Source organism: Demequina sp. (assembly GCF_016278765.1).
Classification (GTDB): Bacteria; Actinomycetota; Actinomycetes; order Actinomycetales; family Demequinaceae; genus Demequina.
The window spans coordinates 20187-44235 of sequence record NZ_JADQBE010000065.1; the positions used below are offsets into that span (position 1 = coordinate 20187).

General features: G+C 68.1%; 25 protein-coding genes. 13 read left to right on the forward strand and 12 right to left on the reverse strand.

Annotated features, from left to right (window positions below; translation table 11 throughout):
- The first annotated feature begins 107 nt into the window (after window positions 1-107).
- The 10 genes from QZZ29_RS10590 to QZZ29_RS10635 all read left to right on the forward strand — a co-directional run bounded on the left by QZZ29_RS10590 (window position 108) and on the right by QZZ29_RS10635 (window position 8907).
- Window positions 108-1637: an acyl-CoA carboxylase subunit beta gene (locus QZZ29_RS10590; RefSeq protein WP_291383218.1), complete on the forward strand. Its 1530-nt coding sequence runs from the start codon at window positions 108-110 to the stop codon at window positions 1635-1637.
- Window positions 1634-1876 carry an acyl-CoA carboxylase subunit epsilon gene (locus tag QZZ29_RS10595; RefSeq protein WP_291383122.1) on the forward strand — a complete coding sequence of 81 codons (243 nt, stop codon included), beginning with the start codon at window positions 1634-1636 and terminating at the stop codon, window positions 1874-1876. Before QZZ29_RS10590 ends, QZZ29_RS10595 begins: the two co-directional genes overlap by 4 nt.
- Window positions 1873-2499: an ElyC/SanA/YdcF family protein gene (locus tag QZZ29_RS10600; protein WP_291383124.1), complete on the forward strand. Its 627-nt coding sequence runs from the start codon at window positions 1873-1875 to the stop codon at window positions 2497-2499. Before QZZ29_RS10595 ends, QZZ29_RS10600 begins: the two co-directional genes overlap by 4 nt.
- A gap of 72 nt (window positions 2500-2571) precedes the next feature.
- The gene (locus tag QZZ29_RS10605) at window positions 2572-2793 is read left to right on the forward strand and encodes a FeoA family protein (protein ID WP_291383125.1); all 222 of its coding nucleotides are present in this window, start codon (window positions 2572-2574) and stop codon (window positions 2791-2793) included.
- The gene (locus QZZ29_RS10610) at window positions 2790-4673 is read left to right on the forward strand and encodes a ferrous iron transporter B (RefSeq protein ID WP_291383126.1); all 1884 of its coding nucleotides are present in this window, start codon (window positions 2790-2792) and stop codon (window positions 4671-4673) included. Before QZZ29_RS10605 ends, QZZ29_RS10610 begins: the two co-directional genes overlap by 4 nt.
- Window positions 4670-4885, forward strand: a complete 216-nt coding sequence (locus QZZ29_RS10615; protein WP_291383127.1) for a hypothetical protein — start codon at window positions 4670-4672, stop codon at window positions 4883-4885. Before QZZ29_RS10610 ends, QZZ29_RS10615 begins: the two co-directional genes overlap by 4 nt.
- A 63-nt stretch (window positions 4886-4948) precedes the next feature.
- A complete protein-coding gene (locus QZZ29_RS10620) occupies window positions 4949-5572 on the forward strand; it encodes a Maf family protein (protein ID WP_291383129.1) in 624 nt (207 codons plus the stop codon).
- A 181-nt stretch (window positions 5573-5753) separates the two neighbouring features.
- The gene (locus QZZ29_RS10625; protein WP_291383219.1) at window positions 5754-7535 is read left to right on the forward strand and encodes a biotin carboxylase N-terminal domain-containing protein; all 1782 of its coding nucleotides are present in this window, start codon (window positions 5754-5756) and stop codon (window positions 7533-7535) included.
- Window positions 7536-7663: 128 nt separating this feature from the next.
- The gene (efeU, locus tag QZZ29_RS10630) at window positions 7664-8509 is read left to right on the forward strand and encodes an iron uptake transporter permease EfeU (RefSeq protein ID WP_291383131.1); all 846 of its coding nucleotides are present in this window, start codon (window positions 7664-7666) and stop codon (window positions 8507-8509) included.
- A gap of 17 nt (window positions 8510-8526) precedes the next feature.
- Window positions 8527-8907: a cupredoxin domain-containing protein gene (locus QZZ29_RS10635; protein WP_291383133.1), complete on the forward strand. Its 381-nt coding sequence runs from the start codon at window positions 8527-8529 to the stop codon at window positions 8905-8907.
- Window positions 8908-8953: 46 nt separating this feature from the next.
- Here the strand turns inward: QZZ29_RS10635 and QZZ29_RS10640 are convergent, their stop codons facing one another.
- Window positions 8954-10354: an NAD(P)H-quinone dehydrogenase gene (locus tag QZZ29_RS10640; protein ID WP_291383135.1), complete on the reverse strand. Its 1401-nt coding sequence runs from the start codon at window positions 10352-10354 to the stop codon at window positions 8954-8956.
- Between the two features lie 89 nt (window positions 10355-10443).
- On the opposite strand from QZZ29_RS10640, the gene QZZ29_RS10645 reads away from it, so the two are divergent.
- A complete protein-coding gene (locus QZZ29_RS10645; RefSeq protein WP_291383137.1) occupies window positions 10444-11238 on the forward strand; it encodes a purine-nucleoside phosphorylase in 795 nt (264 codons plus the stop codon).
- A 2-nt stretch (window positions 11239-11240) separates the two neighbouring features.
- The gene (locus QZZ29_RS10650) at window positions 11241-12950 is read left to right on the forward strand and encodes a phospho-sugar mutase (RefSeq protein WP_291383139.1); all 1710 of its coding nucleotides are present in this window, start codon (window positions 11241-11243) and stop codon (window positions 12948-12950) included.
- 214 nt (window positions 12951-13164) lie between these two features.
- Here QZZ29_RS10650 and QZZ29_RS10655 read toward each other — a convergent pair whose 3' ends face one another.
- The 5 genes from QZZ29_RS10655 to QZZ29_RS10675 form a co-directional block, all read right to left on the reverse strand.
- Window positions 13165-13686, reverse strand: coding sequence for a sigma-70 family RNA polymerase sigma factor (locus QZZ29_RS10655; protein ID WP_291383140.1), 522 nt, complete (start codon window positions 13684-13686; stop codon window positions 13165-13167).
- Complete coding sequence (locus QZZ29_RS10660) at window positions 13679-14320, reverse strand: hypothetical protein (RefSeq protein ID WP_291383142.1); 642 nt, start codon at window positions 14318-14320, stop codon at window positions 13679-13681. Before QZZ29_RS10660 ends, QZZ29_RS10655 begins: the two co-directional genes overlap by 8 nt.
- A gap of 71 nt (window positions 14321-14391) precedes the next feature.
- Window positions 14392-15084 carry a deoxyribose-phosphate aldolase gene (gene deoC / locus QZZ29_RS10665; protein ID WP_291383144.1) on the reverse strand — a complete coding sequence of 231 codons (693 nt, stop codon included), beginning with the start codon at window positions 15082-15084 and terminating at the stop codon, window positions 14392-14394.
- Window positions 15085-15103: 19 nt separating this feature from the next.
- Window positions 15104-16171, reverse strand: coding sequence for an adenosine deaminase (locus tag QZZ29_RS10670; protein WP_291383145.1), 1068 nt, complete (start codon window positions 16169-16171; stop codon window positions 15104-15106).
- A 43-nt stretch (window positions 16172-16214) separates the two neighbouring features.
- A complete protein-coding gene (locus QZZ29_RS10675) occupies window positions 16215-16697 on the reverse strand; it encodes an NUDIX domain-containing protein (protein WP_291383147.1) in 483 nt (160 codons plus the stop codon).
- Between the two features lie 46 nt (window positions 16698-16743).
- On the opposite strand from QZZ29_RS10675, the gene QZZ29_RS10680 reads away from it, so the two are divergent.
- Window positions 16744-17085 carry a DUF2200 domain-containing protein gene (locus tag QZZ29_RS10680; RefSeq protein WP_291383149.1) on the forward strand — a complete coding sequence of 114 codons (342 nt, stop codon included), beginning with the start codon at window positions 16744-16746 and terminating at the stop codon, window positions 17083-17085.
- A 98-nt stretch (window positions 17086-17183) separates the two neighbouring features.
- Here QZZ29_RS10680 and QZZ29_RS10685 read toward each other — a convergent pair whose 3' ends face one another.
- From QZZ29_RS10685 to QZZ29_RS10710, 6 genes are read right to left on the reverse strand one after another with little or no spacing between them, the layout of a single operon-like run.
- Window positions 17184-18188, reverse strand: coding sequence for a hypothetical protein (locus QZZ29_RS10685; RefSeq protein ID WP_291383151.1), 1005 nt, complete (start codon window positions 18186-18188; stop codon window positions 17184-17186).
- Between the two features lie 2 nt (window positions 18189-18190).
- Window positions 18191-19501, reverse strand: a complete 1311-nt coding sequence (locus QZZ29_RS10690) for a thymidine phosphorylase (RefSeq protein ID WP_291383153.1) — start codon at window positions 19499-19501, stop codon at window positions 18191-18193.
- The gene (locus QZZ29_RS10695) at window positions 19498-19899 is read right to left on the reverse strand and encodes a cytidine deaminase (RefSeq protein ID WP_291383154.1); all 402 of its coding nucleotides are present in this window, start codon (window positions 19897-19899) and stop codon (window positions 19498-19500) included. Before QZZ29_RS10695 ends, QZZ29_RS10690 begins: the two co-directional genes overlap by 4 nt.
- A gap of 3 nt (window positions 19900-19902) precedes the next feature.
- Complete coding sequence (locus QZZ29_RS10700) at window positions 19903-21219, reverse strand: ABC transporter permease (RefSeq protein ID WP_291383155.1); 1317 nt, start codon at window positions 21217-21219, stop codon at window positions 19903-19905.
- Complete coding sequence (locus QZZ29_RS10705) at window positions 21216-22436, reverse strand: ABC transporter permease (RefSeq protein WP_291383157.1); 1221 nt, start codon at window positions 22434-22436, stop codon at window positions 21216-21218. The genes QZZ29_RS10700 and QZZ29_RS10705 overlap by 4 nt, the downstream gene beginning before the upstream one ends.
- Complete coding sequence (locus QZZ29_RS10710; protein WP_291383158.1) at window positions 22433-23944, reverse strand: ABC transporter ATP-binding protein; 1512 nt, start codon at window positions 23942-23944, stop codon at window positions 22433-22435. The genes QZZ29_RS10705 and QZZ29_RS10710 overlap by 4 nt, the downstream gene beginning before the upstream one ends.
- Window positions 23945-24049 lie beyond the last annotated feature (105 nt).

Below are 24049 nucleotides of genomic sequence, written 5' to 3' on the forward strand. Positions count from 1 at the left end.
CGCCCGGCCCCGGCTAGGCTGTGTCCGAGTTGACCTAAGGGAGCACTGTGGCCGACACCCCAAATGCCAAGTCCACCGCGTCCGCGCTCCATGCGCTGCGCGACAAGATGACCGCCGCGATTGACGCGCCGGAGGAGACGGCGCAAGACAAGCAGCACGCACGCGGCAAGAAGACCGCGCGCGAGCGCGTCGAGCTGTTGCTTGACGAGGGCTCGTTTGTCGAGTTTGACGCCCTCACGCGACACCGCGCCACCGCATTCGGCCTGGAGAACAACCGTCCTTTCGGCGACGGCGTCGTCACCGGGTACGGGACAATTGACGGTCGCCAGGTGGCCGTCTATTCCCAAGACTTCACCGTCTTTGGCGGCTCGCTTGGCGAGATTCACGGCCACAAGATCACCAAGGTGCAGGACTTCGCCCTGCGCACGGGCGTGCCCCTCATCGGCATCTCCGACGGCGGCGGCGCGCGCATTCAGGAGGGCGTCGCGGCCCTCACCCAGTTCGCCGAGATCTTTCGCCGCAACGTGGCCGCATCGGGCGTCATCCCGCAGATCTCGATTATCTTGGGCCCGAGCGCGGGCGGCGCGGTGTACTCCCCCGCCCTGACGGACTTCATCGTGATGGCGGACGGCACCTCGCAAATGTTCATTACCGGCCCCGACGTGATCAAGTCCGTGACAGGCGAAGAGGTCACGTTCGAGGAGTTGGGCGGCGGCCAGACCCACAACGTGAAGTCGGGGGTGGCGCACTACCTCGCCGACAACGAAGACGACGCGATCGAGTACGTGCAGCACCTGCTGCAGTTCCTGCCGCAGAACAATCTCTCCGACCCCACGGTGTGGGACATGGAAGCGGATCTGGACGTCACCGAGGCCGACCTCGCGCTTGACAGCCTGGTGCCCGACAGCGACAACCAGCCGTACGACATGAAGACCCTCATCGAGACCATCGTCGACGAGGGCGACTTCCTCGAAGTGCAACCGCTGTTTGCCTCCAACGTGGTGGTGGGCTTCGGCCACGTCGAGGGCCACTCGGTGGGCATCGTCGCGAACCAACCGCTGTCCATGGCGGGCACTCTCGACATCAACGCCGCCGAGAAGGCCGCACGGTTTGTCCGCACCTGCGACGCGTTCAACATCCCGGTACTGACGTTGGTGGACGTACCCGGCTTCCTGCCGGGTGTGGATCAGGAGCACCAGGGCATCATCCGCCGCGGCGCCAAGCTGATCTACGCCTACGCCGAGGCCACGGTGCCGCTCATCACCGTCATCACGCGCAAAGCCTACGGCGGCGCGTACATCGTCATGGCCTCCAAGCAGCTAGGCGCGGACATCAACCTCGCGTGGCCCACAGCACAGATTGCCGTCATGGGTGCCGGCGGCGCCGTCAACATCCTCTCGCGCCGCACCCTCGCCACCGTCAAAGAGCAGGGCGGCGACGTCGAAGCGGAGCGGCAGGCGCTGATCGACGACTATCAGGAGCGCATCGTCAACCCGTACAACGCCGCCGACAAGGGCTACGTGGATGCCGTAATCGAGCCCTCCCAGACGCGCGCTCAGATTGTGCGCGGCCTGCGGGCACTGCGCACCAAGCGCGCCGCGCTGCCGCCCAAGAAGCACGGGAACATTCCGCTGTGAGTCACTCCCACGACGTCGCAAACGCGGCCGCCTCGATGCGCGTGGTCCGCGGGGCTCCCGACGACGAGGAGCTCGCCGCGCTCGTGGCGGGCATGGTGGCGATGGCGGGCGCCGCGGACGATGACGACGAGCCCGGCTCGCCCACGTCGGCATGGATGGATCGCGCACGGACGATGCGCGGAGTCCGCGTAGGCGTCCTTGGTCGCGGCTCGGTCGCGTGGCGGCACTCGCTTCGATGAGGCGGCACCCCCGGCTGCACCCGCGCTACCGGTGGATTGTGGTCGCGGCGGTCGCGTTGCCGACGCTGGTGGCTGCACCGTGGGGCTACGTGCGCATCGTCACGGTGTCGTCAATCCACGCCGCGGGCTCGCCTGTGGAGCATGCCGACGCGGCCCTCGTCCTGGGCGCGCGCGTCTACGCGGACGGACGGCCATCACGATTCCTCCGCGAACGGGTCGAGGTGGGCGTCGAGTTGCATCGCGCCGGCGCTGTGGATCGCCTGATCATGAGTGGGGATGGAGAAGACTCGTCCGGTTTTGGGGAGCCTTCCGTGATGCGCCGGGTTGCGGAAGAGATGGGCGTTCCACCGGAGGCGATCGTGGAGGACCCGCTCGGGGTAGACACCTACTCCTCGTGCATGCGAGCCCGCGAGGTGTACGGCGCGACGTCGGTGGTGGTCGCCACCCAGGAATTCCACATTCCACGAGCCGTGTGGCTGTGCGACCAGGCCGGACTGGAAGCGCAGGGGTCCTATCCGCCGGTTCGCCTGACCAAGAGCACGGTGTGGGGCAACGTCCGCGAGGTCGCCGCCGTGGGCAAGGCCGTGATGGACGTGGCACGCGGCCGATCTCCCCTGGGCTAGACACGCCTCTCGGGCGCCGAGCCGGGACCAAAGTAATTAGGTAAGGCTTACCTTTCGAAATACCGTGGTGGCATGGAACTCACGGCACTGCCGACCGGCGCCCGCGCCCACGTGCGTGCGGTGAGCGCCGAGTCTGCCGCCGTGTTGCGGCTGCGCGAAATGGGGCTGAGACCCGGCACCGTGCTGCGCCTCACCGCACGCGGGGCGTCGGGGTCGCGCATCGTGTCGATCGGTGCGGCTCGTCTGGCGATCGACGCCACCACGTGCTCACTCATCGAGGTGGACCCGACATGAAGCAGGCCGTGCGCACCGCGAGCGTTCTGCTCGTCGGCAATCCCAACGTCGGCAAGTCGACGCTGTTCAACGCCCTCACGAGGTCGCGACAGCGCGTCGTCAATGCCCCGGGCACCACGGTTGCGCTGACGTCGGGCAGTTGGAGCGTCGGTGGCAATGCCGTGTCGCTCGTCGACCTCCCGGGCACGTATAGCCTCATCTCCCGCTCGCCCGATGAACAGGTGGCCGCCGACGCCGTGGAGGACTCCAGCCACGACCTCGCGGTGGTGGTGCTCGACGCCACGGCGCTCAGTCGGTCGCTGTACCTGCTGGGACAGGTCGCCGCCGCAGGTCAGCCGGTGGTGGCGGCCCTCACCATGGTCGACCTCGCTCAGGCGCGAGGGCTTCGACCCGATGCTGCGGCGCTGTCCGCCAGCCTCGGCGTTCCCGTGGTGGAAGTCAACGGGCGCACGGGCCACGGCTCAACGGCCCTTGAACTCGCCGTCGCCGCGGCTCTCGTGGAGCCCCCCACGGTGCGCGGGATCGAGCCTGACCTGCACGCTGCTACATTGCCCGACACCCTGGCGTGCGCGCAGCACCTGTTCGACTGGGTGGAGTCGGTGACCGACGCCGCCGTGCCCACCGGCGAGCCGCGCCTGACTGCTTCCGACCGCCTCGACTCGGTGCTCCTCAACCCGTGGCTTGGACTCCCGTCCTTCCTCGTCGTCGTGTGGGCCGTCTTCCAACTGACCACCGCGGTCGCGGGCCCGCTCATGGACGCCGCCGCCCGGCTCGTCGGCGGTCCCGTGGCGACTGCGGTGTCGTCCGCGTTCGGTGCGATCAACGCGCCCGGCTGGATAGTGTCCTTCGCCGTTGACGGAGTGCTCGCCGGCGTGGGCACCGTGCTGTCGTTCGTGCCCCTGATGGCGATCATGTTCACCGCAGTGGGCGCGCTCGAGGGCAGCGGGTACCTCGCGCGCGTGGCCGTGGTGGCGGATCGCTCGATGCGCGCCCTGGGCCTCGATGGCCGGGCCATGCTGCCGCTCATCGTGGGCTTTGGATGCAACGTGCCCGCGCTGTCGGCGACGGCCGTGCTGCCTCACGCCCGGCAGCGACTGCTCACGGGATTGCTTGTACCCCTCACGTCCTGCACGGCGCGACTGGCCGCCTATCTCATGCTTGCCCACACGTTCTTCCCCTCCCAGGCGGGCACGGTCGTGTTCGCCATGTACGTCGGGTCGGCGGTGCTCGTCATCGGTTGGGGCTTGATCGCGCGCCGCACGGTGCTACGTGACGTGGTCCCCGAACCGCTCATCATCGCCTTGCCCGACTACCAGTCTCCGCACGCGCGCTCGTTGGGCATGAGCGTGTGGACCCGCGTGTCCTCGTTCGTGCGCAAGGCGGGCACCATCATCGTGCTGGTGGTGATCGCCCTGTGGGTGCTGCAGGCGATTCCGGTGCGCGGCGGCCACCCGCTCGCGGACGTTCCCATCGAGGACTCCGCGTACGGTGCCGTAGCCCACACGGCCGCACCCGGCCTGACTCCGATGGGCCTCAACGACTGGAAGATCGCCTCCGCACTCGTGACCGGCGTGGCGGCCAAGGAGGTGGTGATCGCGGCCCTCGCCCAGTCCTACGCGGTGGACGATGCCGCCGCCGACGCCGATGCCACCCTGGGTCAGCACCTGCGCGCCACGGTCACACAGACCTCCGGTGGGCACGCGAGCGCGGCGGCCCTGGCGCTGATGATCTTCACCCTGTCCTACGTGCCGTGCATGGCCACGTTGGCCGAGCAGCGCCGGCTGTACGGCTGGCGCTGGACGGCCCTTGCGGCCGGCGCTCAATTCACCGGCGCATACCTGATGGCCACCGCGGTGTTTCAGCTGGGGAGGCTGCTGTGAGCGGCGTCTTCGGGGCCGTGATGGAGCGGTTGGCCGCAGGCGAGAGCCCGCGTGCCGCGGCACGCACCTTGGGCATCCCCCTCGATCTGGCAGAGGCCGTCGCCGACCAGGCCGCCCGGTTGGGACTCGTGGTGTCGGCATCGGCGGCATGCGGCACGTGCATACCCCAGTCGTCGCCCGCGTGTGCCGGGTGTCCGCTCGCATCCGCTTAGGCACCGGCCGCGCGACGGCACCGCCGCCCGAGGATGGCGGGGTCACTCGCTAGGCTCACTTGGGTGAGCGTCCCCTTCATCCTTGCCTCCGCCTCCCCCGCCCGCCTGGCCGTGCTGCGCGCCGCCGGGATTTCCCCCACCGTGGTGGTCAGCAACGTCGACGAAGACGCCGTGCTCGCCGGCGCCACCGCGGCGTCACCCGAGGGCGTGAGCCCCACCACAGCGGTGTTGCTGTTGGCGCGAGCCAAGGCGGAGGACGTCGCCGCCAAGGGAACCCGTTCCTTGGTGCTCGGCTGCGACTCGATGCTCGAGTTCGGCGGCGAGGTGCTGGGCAAGCCAGGCGACGCTCAGACCGCCCGCGACCGCTGGCGCGCCATGAGGGGTGGCACGGGCGTGCTCCATACCGGGCATTGGCTTGTCGACGCGCGCTCCGGCGACGGCTCGCACACGGGGCAGACGGCGTCCACCACGGTCCACTTTGCCGACCTGACGGACGGCGAGATCGACGCGTACGTCGCCACCGGCGAACCATTGAACGTCGCGGGAGCGTTCACCGTCGACGGGCTCGGCGGCCCCTTCGTGGAGCGCATCGAGGGCGACCATCACAACGTCGTGGGCGTCAGCCTGCCGGTGCTACGGCATCTGCTCGGCGAGTGTGGCGTGCTCATCCGGGACCTGTGGCGCTAGCGGGTCCTAGACCGCGGTTTGTTGCGTACCCACAACCAGCGACGAGGTAGCCTCGATTCTCGATCGATTCGTTGTAGGTTTTCCACAACATGATCCCTAAGTGCTGTACTTCCGACCAAATCCGTCCGCATGAGAGTCCCGGGTCGGTGCAGGCGGCTGTGGCCAAGGTAGGTTGAGCGACGTGCCTGCGTTCTCCTCGGTTCTCATCGCCAACCGCGGCGAGATCGCCGTGCGCGTGATCCGCGCCTGTCAAGACGCCTCGTTGCGTTCGATCGCGGTGTACGCCGATCCCGACCGCGATGCCCCCCACGTCTCGCTTGCGGACGATGCCTACGCCCTTGGCGGCACGACCGCGCGGGAGTCCTACCTCGACATCGACAAGATCCTCGACGTCGCCAGGCGTTCAACAGCGGAGGCAATCCACCCCGGGTACGGCTTCCTGTCGGAGAACGCCGAATTCGCGCAGGCGGTGCTCGATGCCGGTCTCGTGTGGATCGGGCCGCCGCCCGCCGCCATCGTGTCGCTCGGCGACAAGGTGAGCGCCCGCCACATCGCCCAGGCGGCCGGGGCCCCCCTCGTTCCCGGCACCGCCGACCCCGTCGCATCGGCCGATGAGGTGGTTGCCTTCGCGGACGAGTTTGGCCTGCCGGTCGCTATCAAGGCCGCCTTCGGCGGCGGCGGACGCGGGCTGAAGGTGGCACGCCACCGCGAGGAGATCCCGGAACTCTTCGACTCGGCGACTCGCGAGGCCGTCGCGGCATTCGGGCGCGGCGAGTGCTTTGTGGAGCGTTTCCTTGACAAGCCGCGTCACGTGGAAACCCAGTGCCTGGCGGACACGCACGGCAACATCGTGGTGGTCTCCACGCGCGACTGCTCGCTGCAGCGGCGCCACCAGAAGTTGGTGGAAGAGGCGCCCGCCCCGTTCCTCACCGACGATCAGAATGCCCGGCTCGTGCAGTCCAGCCAGGCCATTCTGCGCGAGGCCGGTTATGTCGGCGCCGGCACCTGCGAGTTCCTCATCGGCGTGGACGGCACCATCAGCTTCCTCGAGGTCAACACCCGACTCCAGGTCGAACACCCCGTGTCGGAAGAGGTCACGGGCGTGGACCTGGTGCGCGAGCAGTTCCGCATTGCGGCGGGCGAGCCGATCGCCAACCTCACGCCTCAGGTGCGCGGGCATTCCATCGAGTTCCGCATCAACGGCGAGGACCCATCGGCAGGCTTCATTCCCGCGCCCGGTCGGATCAACACCCTGCGCTTGCCAGCGGGCCCCGGCGTCCGCGTCGATGCCGGCGTGCGCGAAGGCGACACTGTCTCGGGCAACTTCGACTCCATGATCGCCAAGCTCATCGTGACGGGCGCCACGCGCGCCGAGGCGATTCAGCGTGCGCGTCGGGCCGTCTCCGAGTTTGTCGTGAAGGGCATCCCCACGGTGCTTCCCTTCCACGCGGCGGTGCTCAGCGCACCCGAGTTCGTCGGCGACCAGGGCTTCGGCGTCTACACCACGTGGATCGAGACCGGCTTCGCCGACACCGTGGAGGCGCTGGGCGCCGCCGGCTCGGCCGACGGCGGCGATGAGGGCCCCGCGACCGAGCGTGTGGTGGTCGAGGTGGGCGGCAAGCGGCTTGAGGTGGTGCTCCCGGCGGCGCTCGCGCAGGCCGGCAGAGCGCGCGCCCGGGCCGGCACCCCCACGCGCCGCACCACCAAGAAGGCGGGGACCGTGCGGGCCTCGTCAGGCGTCACCCTGTCCTCGCCCATGCAAGGAACCATCGTCAAGGTTGCTGTCGAGGACGGCGCCACGGTGGCCGAGGGCGACCTCGTGGTGGTGCTCGAGGCGATGAAGATGGAACAGCCTCTGAGGGCCCACAGGACGGGCGTGGTGAGCCGTTTGACGGCCGCAGTGGGTTCCTCGGTGACGGCGGGCGCGCTGATCTGCGACATCGTCGACTCCCCTTCGGAGTAGGCGCCTGGGCCTCTTCGGCCCACCCCAGCGAATTTCGCAACGTATCCGTTGCGAAATATTGACACGGGCCATTGATGCCCCATAGCCTCGTCGAGTTAGGTCAGCCTTACTCACCCCCTGGAGGCCACGTGCTCGCCAACTACCTCATCGGCTTGCGAGAGGGTCTCGAAGCGGCCCTCGTGATCGGCATTCTGGTCGCCTACCTGGTGCGCACGCGGCGTCGTGACTTGCTGCCGTCGGTGTGGAACGGCGTGGGCATCGCGATCGGGGTGTCGATGGCCGTGGGCGCGGCCCTGACGCTGGGACCGCGCGGCCTGAGCTTCACGGCACAGGAGATCATCGGCGGCAGCCTCAGCATCCTGGCGGTGGGGCTCATCACGTGGATGATCTTCTGGATGGGCAAGACCGCCCGCTTCCTGAAGCAACGTCTCGAAGACGGCATGGAACGCGCTATCGCCGTCGGCAAGGGTGCGATCCTGGCCATGGCGCTCATCGCGGTCGGCCGCGAGGGCCTCGAGATCGCACTGTTCCTGTGGGCCGGGATCGAGGCCGCAGGATCGACCGCCGCACCCATCGTCGGCGCCGCACTCGGCCTCGCCACCGCGGTCGCGCTCGGCGCGCTCATCTACCGCGGGGCCGTCCGCATCAATCTGCGCGTCTTCTTCCAGTGGACCGGAGTCTTCCTGATTATCGTGGCCGGTGGAGTGCTCTCCTACGGCATCCACGACCTGCAGGAGGCGGGTGTCCTTCCCGGCATGAACACCCTCGCATTCGATGTGAGCGACACCATCACCCCTGGTTCGGTGCTGGGAACGCTCCTCAAGGGCATCTTCAACTTCTCCCCCTCCACGACCGTTCTTGAGGCGGTGGCGTGGGTCGCCTACGTCGTACCCACCATGTGGCTGTTCGTGCGCATGGCGTTTGCGCGCACACCGCACAAGGCGCCGCAGCAAGCGGTCGCCACGTCCGTCTGAACTGACAAGGAATCACCATGAACACCACCCACAGGTGGGCGCTTGCCTGCCTCCTGCCCGTCTCTGCCCTTGCCGCCACCGCATGCACCGCTTCGAGTTCCGGGGGCGACCTCACCGTGGCGGTGTCCTCCACCGACGACAGCTGCGTGGTCGCCCAGGCGTCCGCACCCGCAGGCAACGTCGTCTTCTCCGTGACGAATGACGGCTCCCAGGAAACCGAGTTCTATGTGTACGAGGCCGACGGCACCACGATCGTGGCCGAAGTGGAGAACGTCGGGCCCGGCCTCACGCGGGACCTTGTCGCCCAACTGGAACCCGGCACGTACGTCACGTCGTGCGACCCAGGCATGGATGGCGATGACATCCGTGCCGACTTTGTCGCGACCGACGCGGGCTAGGTGTTCCGGTCATGACGTTGGCGTATCGCTCGTGACCTAGCGTCCGTCAGCGCGTCCCGTCGCCGTCGGTCATGGTGTGGAGCCGGCGTGCCGCCTCGGCGATGGTTCCCGCCAAGGACGGGTAGACGGTGAACGCCGACGCCACGTCGTCAACCGTGAGGTGATGCGTGACGGCGAGCGTGAGGGGGAAGATGCTCTCGCCCGCGCGCGGCCCCACCACCACGGCCCCCAGGATCTGGCCGGTGACCGTGTGGCCGAAGATCTTGACGAACCCGTGCTCGATGCCCAGCATCTTGGCACGCGGATTGCGGGCCAGGTCCAACCTGGAGACCTCATAGAAGATGCCGCGTCGCTGGAGGTCCGCCTCCGTCGCGCCCACGGACGCGATTTCCGGAAGCGTGAAGACGTTCGATGCCACCTCACGCAGATCGAGCGGCTTGACTGCATCGCCCAAGGCGTGGGCCATGGCAATCCGACCCTGGGTGGCCGCCACCGACGCGAGTTGCAGCACTCCGGTGCAGTCGCCCGCGGCGTAGATGCCCTTGGCGTTCGTGCGCGACACGCGGTCCACCTCGATGTATCCGCGAGCGTCGACGTCCACGCCGGCGTGGGCCAAGCCGACATCCTCCGTGTTGGGGACCGCTCCGACCGCCATCAGGCAGTGAGAACCCTCGATCACGCGGCCGTCGGCCAGCGTGACACGCACTCCGCCGGCGACCGCCTCGACGGACGCGGCCCGGGCACCGCCCAGCACCGTCATGCCGCGGCGGGCAAACTCGTCCTGCACCGCGGCGGCCGCCTCGGGATCCTGGGTGGCGAGCACGCGGTCGCCCGAGGAAATGAGTGTGACCCGCGCGCCAAGGGTCCGGTAGGCGCCCGCAAACTCGGCACCTGTCACGCCCGAACCCACCACGATCAGGTGCTCGGGGAGCTCCTGCAGTGCGTACAGCTGCGTCCACGTAAAGATGCGTTCCCCATCGGGCTCGCAGCCGGGCAGTATCCGGGGCCGGGCCCCGAGCGCCAGCAGAATGGCGTCGGCGTGAAGCTCCGTGCCGTCGACTGCCACCGTCGACGGAGACGTCAGTTGCGCGGTTCCCCGTACCACCACCACTCCTTCGCGCTCGAGCCGCGCATGGATGTCGGAACTCTGGCGGTCGGCAAGGCGCGTGACGCGCTCGTTGACGGCGCCAAGGTCCACCGTGTGATGGTTCGCGCCTCCCGTGGCGTGCCCGCGAGTATCGCGAATGCCCAGTTGCCCTGCGCGATCCGCGATCGTGAGCCACTCCGCGGTCGCGATCACCGTCTTGGACGGCACCACGTCCGTGAGCACGGCGTTGCCTCCGAGGCCCTGCCGCTCCACGAGCGTGACGTCGGCTCCCGCCGCTTTCGCGACCAGGGCCGCCTCATAACCGCCGGGCCCTCCCCCGACAATGACCACATTCACCATGGGACCATGGTCCCACTGTGAGGGCGGTGTCGCTACGCGCGGCTGACCTGGTCCTAGGTGGGTGCGAGGCCGGGAGATACGCTATTTCCATGTCTGCACACGCACTCGCGGCCGAAGCCGCCACCCTCCTTGCCGACCGCACCGGCGTGCCCTCCCATGACATCGCCTTGATCCTGGGTTCGGGCTGGGGTGGAGCCGCCGAGGTGATTGGTGATGAGGTCGCCTCCGTCGAGGCATCCGACGTTCCGGGGTTCACGGGGCACGCCGTCGCCGGGCATCATTCCACCTTCCGTTCTCTCCTGACTCCGAGTGGCAAGAGGGTGCTCGTGCTGGGCGCCCGCCAGCACTTCTACCAGTCGCGGGACGCGGCGACCGTGACCCACGCGGTGCGCATGGCGGCCGCAGCGGGTTGCACTCAGCTCGTCGTCACCAACGGGTGCGGCTCCACCCGCCCCCACGTCGGCCCCGGGTCGGTGGTCCTGATCTCCGACCACCTGAACCTCACGGGCGCCACGCCGCTTGAGGGTGCGACCTTTGTGCCGATGGGCGACGCTTACTCCCCCCGCCTGCGCGACCTGGCCCGCAGCGTCGACGGCGACCTGATCGAGGGCGTCTACGCGCAATTCACGGGTCCGCAATACGAGACTCCCGCCGAGGTCACGATGGCCACCATCATGGGCGCCGACCTGGTCGGAATGTCTACCGCGCTTGAGGTCATCGCGGCGCGCGAGGCGGGCCTTGAGGTGCTGGGCCTCTCGCTCGTCACCAACCTGGCCGCCGGCATCGGCACGGACGAGCTCAACCACCAAGAGGTACTGGACGCCGGCGCCGCCGCCGCTCCCCGCATCTCGCGACTGCTCGCCGACATCGTGGGGAAGATGTAGCCGTGGACGTTTCCGAGATCGACGACGCGGCCGTCGCGGCCGCCCAATGGCTGGCCGACGACCCGGACCCCGTCACCCGGGCGGAACTCCAAGCGGTGCTCGAGTCGATCGCGGCCGGCGACGACGATGCCGTGGCCGACCTAGCCGATCGCATGTCCGGCCTGCTGCAGTTTGGTACCGCCGGTCTGCGGGGGCGCCTGGGCGCCGGGCCCCACCGCATGAACCGCGCCGTGGTCATTCGCGCGGCGGCGGGGCTCTCCTCCTACGTGACCGCCCAACTCGGCCGCCCGGGCACGATCGTGGTCGGCTACGACGCCCGCCACGGCTCGACTGATTTTGCTCACGACACCGTCGCGGTCGCCGTGGCCGCCGGGCATCGGGCGCTGCTATTGCCGTCCCCCCTGCCCACGCCCGTGCTCGCCTATGCGGTGCGCGCGCTGGGCGCCGACGCCGGCGTCATGGTCACCGCGTCCCACAATCCCGCGTGGGACAACGGCTACAAGGTGTACCTGGGCGCGTCGATCACGCCCGAGGCGGCGGGCGCGCAGATCGTCCCTCCACATGACGCCGCCATCGCGAAGCTGATCGAGGCGGTCGACGCCGTGGCCGGCGTGCAGCGCGCGACGTCGGGCTGGGAGATTCTCTCCCCCAGCATCGTCGACGAGTACGCGGCCAAGGTCGCCGCCCTGGTTCCCCCGCCGTCCGGAGACGTGAGCCAGCGCCGCGCGGGCCTCAAGGTGGTGCTCACGCCCATCCACGGCGTCGGCGACGCGACCGTCCGCAAGGCGCTGACCGCCGCGGGCTTTGCCGACCTCACCTCGGTGCCCGAGCAGGCCGAGCCCGATCCGGAGTTCCCGACCGTCGCGTTCCCCAACCCGGAGGAGCCCGGCGCGATCGACCTGGCCCTCAAGCTGGCGACCACCATCGACGCCGACGTGGTGATCGCCAATGACCCGGACACGGACCGATGTGCGGTGGCCACGGTGATCGACGGTGAGTGGCGGATGCTGCACGGCGACGTGGTCGGCTCGTTGTTGGGCGAGCGGATGGCGGCCGCACTCGCGGGTGAGCCTCTCGCGACTCTGGCCAACTCGATCGTCTCGTCCCAGCAGTTGGTGGCGATCGCCAGGCGCCACGGGCTGGCCCATGCGAGCACGCTGACGGGCTTCAAGTGGATCTCCCGGGCACCCCATCTGGTCTACGGGTACGAGGAGGCCCTGGGCTACTGCGTGGCGCCGGACGTGGTGCTCGACAAGGACGGCGTCTCCACCGCGGTGCTGATCGCGGAGATGGTGTCCGAACTGAAGGCCGACGGCCGCACCCTGGCCGACGCGATCGACGACCTCGCTCGCCACTACGGCGTGTATCTGTCGTCACAGGTCTCTGCGAGGTTCGACGACCTCGCTCAGATTCCGGAGCTGATGTCGCGGCTGCTGGGCGAGCCGCCCTCGACCCTGGCCGGCTCGCCCGTGACCGCAACCGACGACATGAACGACGGCTTCGCGGGACTGCCTCCCACCAACGGGCTGCACCTGGCCGCCGAGTCGGGCGCGCGGGTGATCATCAGGCCCTCGGGCACGGAGCCCAAGGTCAAGGCGTACCTCGAGGTCATTGAGCCGGTCACCGGTGGAGATGTGCGCAGTGCGCGCGCCGCCGCCGGGGTCGCGATGACAGCACTGAGCGCCGATGTGGAGAAGTTGCTCGGGGTCTAGAGGTCTTCCCTGCGAGGGGCACCTGCTGTGACGCGCTCGGCGCCCGCCCGGCGGCCGAATCCTGCGTCCGCGTGAAGAACTCACTACTGGTTCGACCCACACGCGGTTCGCCAAGGGTGCTCCGCATCGCTGATGTCCGTGTGGTAGTGAGTTCTTCACGGAGCCAGCCCTGCTGGAGCTGCAACGCTCGTGACGGGGGCCCACTCCAAGGGGATTACGCCCGCCTCGCGACCGAGTCCCGGTCTTGCGCGCCGAGCGCGGTCGCGAGCTCCCTTTTGGCGCGCGCATAGCGGCTACGTACGGTGGATGCGGGGATGCCCTCGAGCTGCGCCACTTCACCCAGGCTGAAACCGTCCCAGTGGAACAGGCGCACCACTTCGGCGAGCTCGGGGTCAAGCCGGGAAATCGCGTCGCGTACTTCGTGGCCGTGATCTGCGGCAGGTGCCGCGCCACTCGACCCAGCACCGCTAGACACCGCAGTCACCGCGCGCAGCCGGTCGGCGAGCTTGGCGCGCCGCACCTTGCCGCGCGCCGCGTTAGCCACCACCCCCTTGGCGATCCCGAACATCCACATGCGCACGTCGATCTCATCCGAGGGGAGGTCGGCCTCGCGCCGCCACACCACGGTCATGACCTCCACGAGCGCATCGGGCGCGTCGTCGATGCCGATGCGCCGCTCAAGGTAACTCAGCAGCGCACCGGCATTCGCGTCGAGCGCGGGGGTAAGGTCAGCCACCCGCTTGGTCCATCCAGTCGGGGTTGTCGGCGCCGGGGCAGGTGAAGCCTTCCTCGAAGGACGTGAGGGAGTTCAGGTCGTAACCCTCGGCGGCAAGGTCGGCCCGCAACCCGTCCTGGAATGCCTTCTGGAATGCCAACTCGTACTCATAGTCGGCCGTCCAGTAGGGACTGCCTGGAACCACGGCAACCTCGCTGCCATCAGGGAGGACGTGTGTCATGGGGTTCGCGCGGAGGAAGGCGATCGCGGCATCGACGTCGATCACATCGAGCAGATCCGAACGGGCCATAAACGCATTGGTCGCAGCCACTATATTGGCCGGACCCTGCACATTGCCCAAGATACCGCTGCATTCGGCTCCGCTTGGCAAAGTGTAGACGTAGGATCCCGCGGCATCGTTCTGCCACGGGAGGTGCCAATCGAAGGCCGCGCTGGCCCCCATCCCGCCGGCGAACACGAGTGCCAACGCGCCCGCTCCAACGAGCACCGGTCGACGTACGCGGCGACCTCGGCTCGGGCGCGCGTCACGCGCCATCGTCTCGAGTGCTGCTGTGCGCACCGGGCCGTGCTCGCTTGTCGCGGGCGACGACGCGCTCAGCAGTGCGTCGAGTTCACGTGGTTCGTGATCGGTCATGGCTCCTCCTCAGGGTTGCTCTCACCCTGTACATGTCCGGATGAGGCGCGCATGACGACCGACCTCGAGAATTAGTACCCGGCGTCACCCGTGGGGGTCGTGCCGTCAACAGGCCCCACACCATCGAGCACGGCGCGCGTGCTGCTGAGGCCCAAGCGCGTGGCGCCCGCCGCGATCATCTCGAGTGCGGCTTCGGCCGTGCGGATGCCACCCGACGCCTTGATACCCATGTCGGGGCCCACGGTCTTGCGCATGAGCTCTACCGCGTGCACGCTCGCGCCGCCCGCGGGGTGGAAGCCGGTGGAGGTCTTCACAAAGTCGGCGCCGGCGGCGACGGCGGCCTTGCACGCGCCCACGATGGCGTCGTCGGTCAACGCAGCGGACTCGATGATCACCTTGAGCACCACGCCCTTGGTGGCCGCGCGCACGGCCGCGATGTCGGCCTGGACTGCGCCAAAATCACCCGCGAGCGCGGCGCCGATGTCGATCACCATGTCCACCTCGTCTGCGCCATTCGTAATGGATTCGGCGGCCTCCGCGGCCTTCACGGCGGAGGTGTGCTTGCCGGAGGGGCAGCCACAGACCGTCGCGACCAGCAGGCCGTCCGGTACCGACGGCGGAATCATCGACGGCGAGACGCACACGGAGTACACGCCCAGTTCCGCGCCCTCAGCCACCAGGGCCGCGACGTCGGCGGTAGTGGCCTCGGGCTTCAGGAGGGTGTGGTCAACGAGGCGAGCAAGTTCCGCACGAGAGAGAGTCATGACACCAGCGTACGTTGGCTCAGCCCTCGAAACCCTCGACGATGGTCTCGGCCAGGTCCGCGCGCTCGTGATACGGCAGGAAGGCACCCCACGCGGCCACCAAGGTGGCCTCGAACAGGTCTTCCTTGGTCCAGCCCGCGCCCACCATGGCCTCGAACTCGCCCGTCATGGACACGCCGGAGACCAGGCGGTTGTCCGTGTTAATGGTGACGGCGAAGCCCAGGTCGCGCAGCTCGTGCATCGGGTGCTTCTCGATCGACGGCGCCGCACTCGTGTGCACGTTGGACGTGGGGCTGCACTCGAGGGGAATCTGCTGGTCGAGCGCGTGCTGGGCGATCACGCCGAACACAGCTTCCTCGTCGGTGCCGAAGTTCTCGATGTCCTCGTGGATGCGCACACCGTGGCCCAGGCGTCGGGCGCTGCCCAGCCCCAGGGCCTCGCCCACGGAGGCGGCGCCGTCGGCCTCGCCCGCGTGAATCGTGACGGCCATGTGGTTGTCGCGCAGCAGTGCGAAGGCGTCCGCGTGTTTCGACGGCGGGAACCCGAACTCGGGCCCGGCGATGTCGAATCCCACGCAGCAGGTGCCGCGATTGACCAGTGCCAGCTCGGCGATCTCGAGCGAGCGGCCCAGGTGACGCATGGCGTCCAGCAGCGCCGCCGCGCGAATACCCCTGCCCGCCTCGGCGGCCTCTGCCACACCCTCCTCAATGCCAGCCTGCACCGCCTCGACAACCTCCTGCAGGGTGAGTCCACCTTCCAGGTGCTGCTCGGGCGCATAGCGCAGTTCGGCGTACACCACGCCGTCCTCGGCCAGGTCCACCACCGCCTCGCGGGCCACGCGGGTGAGGTTCTCGGCGGTCTGCATCACGGCGATCGTGTGGGCGAAGGCCTCGAGGTAGCGCACCAGGTCGCCGGAGTTGGCGTTCTCCACGAACACCTTCTGCAACTCGTCGGGGTCGGTGGAGGGCAGCTCGTGGCCGATCTTGCCCGCCAATTCGATAAGGGTGGACGGACGCAGCCCGCCGTCGAGGTGGTCGTGCAGAAGGACCTTGGGCAGGGCGCGAAGCTCATGGTGAGTAAGAGTCATGGGGCCAAGCCTACGGCGGACTCACATCCGGCCACACGCTGGCTCAGCCCTCGAACGCACACACGTCGCCGGGCGCCAGCCCCGATGCGACCCGCGCGGCCATGTCGTCGGTCATCGGTGGCATGGCGTCCACCGAGAACCAGGCGGCGTCGGTGTTCTCACCGTCGGCCGGGTGGGGCTCGCCGCTGACGTAGCGGAAGCGGAAGGTGAGGTCCAAGTATTGTGACCGGTCGCCGTTCGCGTACTGCATCGGAGGTAGCGAGCGGACCGACTTTAGTGCCTCCGGCACGGCCACGATGTCCGCCTCCTCGAGCACCTCTCGCGCCGCGGCGATGGCGGGCTGTTCGCCCGGATCGACGATGCCCGTGACCGGGGTCCAGGCGCCCGTGTCGGCGCGCTTGACCAGCAGCACGTCGCACCCGGCCGCGCCGGTGTCGCGCAGCACCACGGCGGTCACGCCGGGCAGCCACAGGGGGTCGTGGCCGATCTTGGCGCGCAGGTCGAGGACGAAGTCGGGAGTGGGCATACGACCACCCTAGAACCGCATCGGACGGGCGGTTACGCTTCGTGACATGAGCAAGATTTTCGGCATGCCGGTGGCGAGGGTCTACCCGCTGTACGTTGCCAAGCTTGAGCGCAAGGGCCGCACGCGCGCGGAACTTGATCAGGTCATCGAGTGGCTGACGGGTTTCGATGGTGCCGCTCTCGAGAGGCACCTGGACGCCGGCACGACGTTCGAGGAGTTCTTTGACGCCGCCACCGTGAACACCAACGCCCCGCTCATCACCGGCGTGATCTGCGGCGTGAGGGTCGAGGACATCGAGGACCCGCTCATGCAGAAGATCCGCTACCTCGACAAGCTCGTGGACGAACTCGCGCGCGGCAAGGCCATGGAGAAGGTGCTGCGGGGGTAGGAGCGCACGGTCGGTGCTCGCACGGCGCCCGACGCGCCCCGCGCCCGACAGGCCCCGCGGTGCACCCGGGGTACCCACCGTCGGCGGACCGCCGGCGCCTAACGCGCCTTCGCCTTCGGCAGCACCGCCCACGCCAGCCGGTTCCAGTTCCCGAGCGCGGCCACCGGCCCGCCACCCACCGAGCCCAAGTCCAGCCGATGCAACGCCCCACTTGAGGGTTCGTAGACCAGGAACGCGTCGCCATCAACGCCCACCAGCAGCACCACGTGGCGCGGCACCACCGCGTCCAGCCCCCGGTCAGAGTCACCGGACACGAACAGGGGCACGGGGATCCCGTCCGCCAAGGCGGCGCGCGCGTGGGCGGCCAGCGCCGAGACCTCGTCGGCCCGGGCATCGTCCACCAGGACCCCGCGAAAGCGCAGCCCGGCAAAGCGCGTGAGGTCGTCGACCCGCCACGGGGGCGTGCCGTACGCCTTCGGCCACGCGACCAACCCCAGGCCGTGGCGCGTCACGCGGTCATGGATCGCCAGTTGCAGGGCGTCCCAGCGGTCAGCAACGGTGTGGTGAGCGCCGCCCCGGACATCGGCCGCAAGCACCTCGGGCGGCATGTAGGCGCCTCCGCGGCGCCCGGAGGCCACCCACATCGCCACCAGCGGGTCGCCCATCATGAGCATCATGGCCATGGATGCCGCGCCGCACGTGGTCTGGTTGACCTGCGTGGCAGTGACCCTGCTCCAGGTCACGGGTCCGGGGTCGCGGCGCGACAGCGGGTCACGCACCAATGCCTTCGCGTCGGCGTCAAGTGATTCCCACGCGGCGGCCAGGATGGCGACCGCATCGAGCGGTGCGCCGGTCGCGATGGCCCGTTCCACCACGGGGGCGTCATTGCCCACTTCCGACAGGGCCGCCTCGAGGGCCTTGCGGTCGGCCGGGGAGGCCGCCTCCAAGCGTCGCGCACACACCCGGGCAAAGACGTCAGGACTATCCGGGGAGGTCAGCAACAGTGCGGCGGCACGGTCGGTCGCCGCCCGCGAAATGAAGGCGCGGCGTCCCCCCAGCGCGCGCCCGGTGCGCGCGGCGAGGGAGACCAGCGTCCACGCCACTGCTACGTAGCCGTCCCGATCCGATCCATCACGATGGGACCACGCTCAGCACCGTTCGCGGCGATCTCAAACGCGCCCTGGCCGTCGCATGCCTCCGCCAGTGCTTCCTGTGCGCGAGCCAGACGCTTCGGGGTTTCCGTATTGAGAGTCATGATGATGTCACCCTTGCGCACGGTCTCTCCCAGCGTCTTGTGGAGGAACACGCCGGCCGACGCCTGCACCGGGTCCTCCTTGCGGGCCCGCCCAGCGCCAAGTCGCCACGCCGCCACTCCCACGCCCAGGGCGTCCATGCGGGCGATGACGCCGTCGGACTCCGCACGCACCTCTTCGGTGTGAGGAGCGACCGGCATGGGCGCATCCGCGTCTCCGCCTTGAGCCTCGATCATGCGGCGCCACACGTCCATGGCGCGACCGTCGGCCAGCGCCTCGGCCGGATCCACATCTGCGACTCCCGCGCCGGCGAGCATCTCGCGGGCCAGCATCACGGTGAGTTCGACCACGTCTGTGGGGCCGCCTCCGGCGAGCACCTCCAGCGACTCGGTGACCTCAAGCCCGTTGCCGATGGCCCGGCCAAGCGGGGTCGACATGTCGGTCAGCAGTGCCGACGTCACGACTCCCGCGTCGGTGCCCAACTCGACCAGTGTCGCCGCGAGTTCGCGCGCCCTGTCGAGATCCTTCATGAACGCTCCCGAGCCCACCTTGACGTCAAGCACCAACACGCCGGTGCCCTCGGCAATCTTCTTGGACATGATGGAACTCGCGATCAGCGGGATGCACTCCACGGTGCCGGTGACGTCACGCAGGGCGTAGAGCTTCTTGTCGGCCGGTGCCAGTCCGGAGCCGGCCGCGCAGATGACGGCGCCAACCTCTTCCAACTGTGCGTACATCTCCTCGTTCGAGACGGACGCGCGCCAACCGGGGATGGACTCAAGTTTGTCCAGGGTGCCGCCCGTGTGGCCGAGGCCGCGGCCGGACAACTGCGGCACTGCCACACCACAGGCGGCCACGAGCGGTGCCAACGGCAGCGTGATCTTGTCGCCCACTCCACCGGTTGAGTGCTTGTCGGCCGTGGGACGCAACAGCCCCGAGAAGTCGAGCCGCTCGCCCGTCGCAATCATTGCCTGCGTCCAGCGCGCTATCTCGGTACGGTCCATACCGCGCTGCAGGATCGCCATGGCGAGCGAACTCATCTGCTCGTCCGCGACCACGCCCCGCGTGTAGGCGTCCACCACCCAGTCGATCTGCTCGGGGCTCAGGCGTCGCCCGTCACGCTTGGTGACGATCACATCGACGGCGTCGAAGGCCTCGGTCATTTCGTGTCCTCCAGGTGCTGCGGGCCAAAGGCCCACGGCAGGATGTCCTTCATGGTCAGCGTGCCCTCGGGCCCGTCGATGAGCAACTCGTCGCCACCAAACTCGTACAGCAACTGACGGCATCGGCCGCACGGCTGCAGAGGCGAACCGGCCGCATCGACGCAAGCGAACGCGACCAGGCGGGTGCCCAGGGCGTCGGTGTGGAGCTTGGAAACCAGTGCACACTCCGCGCACAGGGTGAGGCCGTACGAGGCGTTTTCCACGTTGGCGCCCGTCACCACCTGGCCGGTGTCGGTGAGCGCCGCGGCGCCCACCGGGTAGTGCGAGTACGGCACATAGGCCCGCTCGGAGGCGGCACGCGCCGCCGACCGCAAGCCGGCCCAATCAATATCAGTCATGGATTACTTCTTGTAGGGGATGTTTTCGGCGGCCGGCGGGCGCGACCGTCCCACCAGTCCGGCCACGGCAAAGATGGTGGCCAGGTACGGCAGCATCGCGAGGAACTGGCTGGGAATCGCCGACCCGATCACGCCCAGCTGGATGCGCAGCGCGTCGGCAAACCCGAAGAGCAACGCCGCCAGCAGCGCGCCTTTGGGGTTCCACCGACCCAGGATCATGGCGGCCAAGGCGATATAGCCCTTGCCTGCCGTCATCTCCTTGGAGAACGCGAGCCCCGAGGCGACCGTGAAGAACGCGCCACCCAGACCGGCTATCGCGCCGCCCAGGATGGTGTTGCGCACGCGGGTCCGGTTGACCTTGATGCCCACCGTGTCCGCCGCCTTGGGGTGTTCGCCCACCGCGCGCACGCGCAGGCCCCAACGCGACTTGAACAGCATGATCTGGAACACGATCACAATCGCGTACATGATGTACACCAGCGCGTTCTGGTCGAACAGCACGGGGCCCAGTATCGGGATGTCGGACAGGAGTGGGATCGGCAGGCTTTGAATCACCACGCCACCCTGAGCGCCGATCTGAGCGCCCGCCTGGTTGAGGTCGGTGTTGTCACTCAGGACGGTCGAGAACAGGAAGCTGGTCATGCCGATCACGAGCACATTGAGCACCACGCCGACGACGATTTGATCCACCCAGTACCGCACTGCAAACAATGCGAGCAGCGCTCCCACCAGAGCGCCCGCGATGGGGGCGGCCAGCATGCCCACGTAGGCGTTGTTGGTCACCGACGCGACCACGGCGGCCAAGAACGCGCCTCCGAGCAGCTGGCCCTCGATCGCGATGTTGACCACGCCGGATCGTTCGCACAGCGTGCCCGCCATGGAACCGAACACCAGCGGCACCGCCAGGAACACCCCCGAAACCAACATTCCCGTCACCGCCACGTTGGTGTTCTCGCGACCCGCGCCCGCCCACGTGAGCAAGGCGGCCATGAAAGTCACCCCAAACGCAATCGGTAGCCACACGCCCACCGCCGCACCGCGCAGCTTGGCCCACGCCTGATACCCGGTGAGGGCGAACAGAATGACCGACAGAGTCAGTGTGACCGGCTGCGCCGGCACCGAGAACGTCGGGACCTGGAGGGCGTCGACGGACCGCGAAATGGCGAACGACGTTGACACCCCGCTTTCCGTGCGCAACCCAAACACGACGAGGGCAACCAGGGCGATCACGGCGTAGCCGATGACGGCCTTCCACTCGCTGATGACGGACCTGAAGGACGTGACTTGACCTGCGTGCACTGACGCGCTGACCGTGGTCATGCGGTCACCTCCTTCACGAGGCGGGGGCTGGGCAAACGGAACAGGAACCTCACCAACGGAGGCGCGGCGATGAACAGCACAATCACCGACTGGATGACCAGCACGATGTCGATCGGCAGGTTGGCCTGCACCTGCAGCGTGGGGCCGGAGGCCCTGAGACCACCAAAGAGGATTCCCGCGGCGACGATGCCCGCGGGCCGGGATCTCCCCAACAGCGCGACGGTGATCGCGTCGAAACCGATCGAACCCGCGATGCCTGTGGTGAGCGCCTTCTCGGTTCCCAACACTTGAGTGCCGCCCGCGAGGCCCGCCAACGTACCCGCGATAACCATGACGAGTACGTACGTGAGCTTGACGTTCATACCGGCGTTGGTCGCGGCCGACGGGTTGGCACCGACCGCGCGGAAGGTGAAGCCCCACGTCGAGCGCTCCATGAGCCACCACACGCCCCAGGCCGCGAGCAAGGCGGCAATGAAGCCCCAGTGCAAGCCGTAGTTGTCGCCCAGGAGCTTGGGCCACTGCGCGCTGCCGTCAATGGGCGGCGACTTGGGGTTGTCCGAGCCGGGAGCCTGAAAGGACTCGAGGTTGAGCAGCCACGCCAACAGGTAGAGGCCCACGTAGTTGAGCATGATCGTGACGATCACCTCGTGAGCCCCCGTGGTCGCCTTCAGCAGGCCCGGAATGAAACCCCACAGCGCACCACCGAGGATCGCGCCGATGACGGCGAGGGCCAAGTGAATCCCCAGCGGCAGGTGGAACTGGAATCCAACGAATCCCGCCAGGATCGCGCCAAGGATGACCTGGCCCTGAGCACCAATGTTGAACAGGCCAGCCCGGAAGCCCACGCCAAGTCCGAGGCCCGCAAAGATCAGCGGCGCGGAGAACGTCAGCGAGTTGGTCAGCGGCTTGATCGCCCCGGAGAACGAGTCCGCCTGCAGGTTGTAGATCGAACCCTGGAACATCGCCGCATACGCGTCGGTGACGGCGGTCCAGGCCGCCGACAGCATGTCCGTGGGTCGTGAGAAGAAGTAGCCGGCGGCGTCCTGAACCGACTTGTCGGCCACCACCACCAGCAGGGCGCCCACGATGAGCGCCGCGACCACGGCAAGGAAGACGACGAGCCCATTGGACTCGACGACGGCGCGGAAGAAAGATCGGGCATCGTCGCTACGATCCTCGTTCTCGGGGGTCTCCGTCTTGGCCTCGGCGACGCTCATGCGGCTTCCTCCTCGTGGGCGCCTGCCATCATCAGGCCCAGCGTGTTGCGGTCAGTGTCTGGCGGCACCACGCCCACGATCTTTCCGTGGTACATCACGGCGATCCGGTCGGCGAGCGCCACTACCTCGTCCAGTTCGGACGACACGATGAGCACGGCCACTCCCTTGTCGCGTTCGGCGACGATCTGCTGGTGCACAAACTCGATCGAACCGACGTCAAGCCCTCGAGTGGGCTGCGATGCTATGAGGAGTTTGAGCTCCCGCGACAGCTCGCGAGCAAGGACCACCTTCTGCTGGTTTCCGCCGGACAGCGAACCCGCGGTGGCCTTCGACGAGGTGGTACGAACGTCGAACTGGGCGATCTTGTCCTGAGCGTTAGATTCGATAGCCTCCACGTCGATGTTGCCGTGCGAGGAGAACGGCGCCTGGTCAATGAGGTCGAGTACCAGGTTGTTCTCGATCGTGAACGTGGCGACCATGCCGTCTACGGTGCGGTCTTCCGGTACGAACCCGATACCCGAGTTCAATGCGCTCTTGATGGAGCGTCCCAGCATTTCCTCGCCGTCGAGGGTGACGGACCCTGAGGTCGCCTTCACGGCACCCAGGATCGCCTCAGCCAGCTCGGTCTGACCGTTGCCCTGAACTCCTGCGATCGCGAGAATCTCGCCCGCGCGCACCTCCAGGGACACGTCGTCCAACGTGGTGAGGCCGTTCTCGTCCATCGCGGTGAGACTGGTCACTTCGAGCACGACATCGCCAGGCTTCGCCTTGGGCTTGTCCACTGCCATCGTCACGTCGCGGCCGACCATCATGGTGGCCAGTTCAGATTGGCTGGCCGTGGGCAGCGCCGTTCCTACGACCTTGCCCAAGCGGATCACCGTGATGGTGTCGGCGACGGCCTGCACCTCGCGCAGCTTGTGGGTGATGAGCACGACCGAGGTGCCGGAGTCACGCAACTGGCCGACGATGTCGAGCAGCTCATCCGTTTCCTGCGGAGTCAGCACTGCCGTCGGCTCGTCCAGAATGAGCACGTTCGCGTCACGGGACAGCGCCTTGATGATCTCGACGCGCTGCTGCGCACCCACCGATAGGTCTTCGACCACGGCATCGGGATCCACATTGAACCCAAAACGGTCGGAGATCTCGAGCACCCTGCGGCGCGCCGCCTCGACGTCGAGAAGTCGGTTGGACGCCAACTGCTCGTGACCGAGCATGACGTTCTCCGCCACGGTGAACGGGTGGACCAGCATGAAGTGCTGATGCACCATGCCGATGCCCGCGCGCATGGCGTCACCCGGGCCAGCGAAGTTCACGACTTCGCCATCGACCAGGATCTCACCGCCATCGGCGTCATAGAGACCAAAAAGTACGTTCATGAGCGTCGACTTACCCGCACCGTTTTCGCCCAACAGGGCGTGCACCGTGCCAGGTTCGACCGTGAGGTCGATCTTGTCGTTCGCTACGAAGTCCCCGAATTTCTTGGTGATCCCCCGTAACTCGAGTTTCACGTCGAGACCCTTCTGTGGTCGCCTGTCGGCGGCGTCGTCACTACCGACAAGCACAGTGAAGCACGTGGGGCGTGCCACGGGGTGACCGCGGCACGCCCCACCTGC

What these genes read in the sequence shown, in the direction of transcription:
- QZZ29_RS10590 (WP_291383218.1), top strand. Translation starts at nt 108, where the DNA reads ATGACCGCCGCGATTGACGCGCCGGAGGAGACGGCGCAAGACAAGCAG.
- QZZ29_RS10600 (WP_291383124.1), top strand. Translation starts at nt 1,873, where the DNA reads ATGAGGCGGCACCCCCGGCTGCACCCGCGCTACCGGTGGATTGTGGTC.
- QZZ29_RS10605 (WP_291383125.1), top strand. Translation starts at nt 2,572, where the DNA reads ATGGAACTCACGGCACTGCCGACCGGCGCCCGCGCCCACGTGCGTGCG.
- QZZ29_RS10610 (WP_291383126.1), top strand. Translation starts at nt 2,790, where the DNA reads ATGAAGCAGGCCGTGCGCACCGCGAGCGTTCTGCTCGTCGGCAATCCC.
- QZZ29_RS10635 (WP_291383133.1), top strand. Translation starts at nt 8,527, where the DNA reads ATGAACACCACCCACAGGTGGGCGCTTGCCTGCCTCCTGCCCGTCTCT.
- QZZ29_RS10640 (WP_291383135.1), bottom strand. Translation starts at nt 10,354, where the DNA reads ATGGTGAATGTGGTCATTGTCGGGGGAGGGCCCGGCGGTTATGAGGCG.
- QZZ29_RS10645 (WP_291383137.1), top strand. Translation starts at nt 10,444, where the DNA reads ATGTCTGCACACGCACTCGCGGCCGAAGCCGCCACCCTCCTTGCCGAC.
- QZZ29_RS10660 (WP_291383142.1), bottom strand. Translation starts at nt 14,320, where the DNA reads ATGACCGATCACGAACCACGTGAACTCGACGCACTGCTGAGCGCGTCG.
- deoC (WP_291383144.1), bottom strand. Translation starts at nt 15,084, where the DNA reads ATGACTCTCTCTCGTGCGGAACTTGCTCGCCTCGTTGACCACACCCTC.
- QZZ29_RS10670 (WP_291383145.1), bottom strand. Translation starts at nt 16,171, where the DNA reads ATGACTCTTACTCACCATGAGCTTCGCGCCCTGCCCAAGGTCCTTCTG.
- QZZ29_RS10675 (WP_291383147.1), bottom strand. Translation starts at nt 16,697, where the DNA reads ATGCCCACTCCCGACTTCGTCCTCGACCTGCGCGCCAAGATCGGCCAC.
- QZZ29_RS10680 (WP_291383149.1), top strand. Translation starts at nt 16,744, where the DNA reads ATGAGCAAGATTTTCGGCATGCCGGTGGCGAGGGTCTACCCGCTGTAC.
- QZZ29_RS10690 (WP_291383153.1), bottom strand. Translation starts at nt 19,501, where the DNA reads ATGACCGAGGCCTTCGACGCCGTCGATGTGATCGTCACCAAGCGTGAC.
- QZZ29_RS10695 (WP_291383154.1), bottom strand. Translation starts at nt 19,899, where the DNA reads ATGACTGATATTGATTGGGCCGGCTTGCGGTCGGCGGCGCGTGCCGCC.
- QZZ29_RS10700 (WP_291383155.1), bottom strand. Translation starts at nt 21,219, where the DNA reads ATGACCACGGTCAGCGCGTCAGTGCACGCAGGTCAAGTCACGTCCTTC.
- QZZ29_RS10705 (WP_291383157.1), bottom strand. Translation starts at nt 22,436, where the DNA reads ATGAGCGTCGCCGAGGCCAAGACGGAGACCCCCGAGAACGAGGATCGT.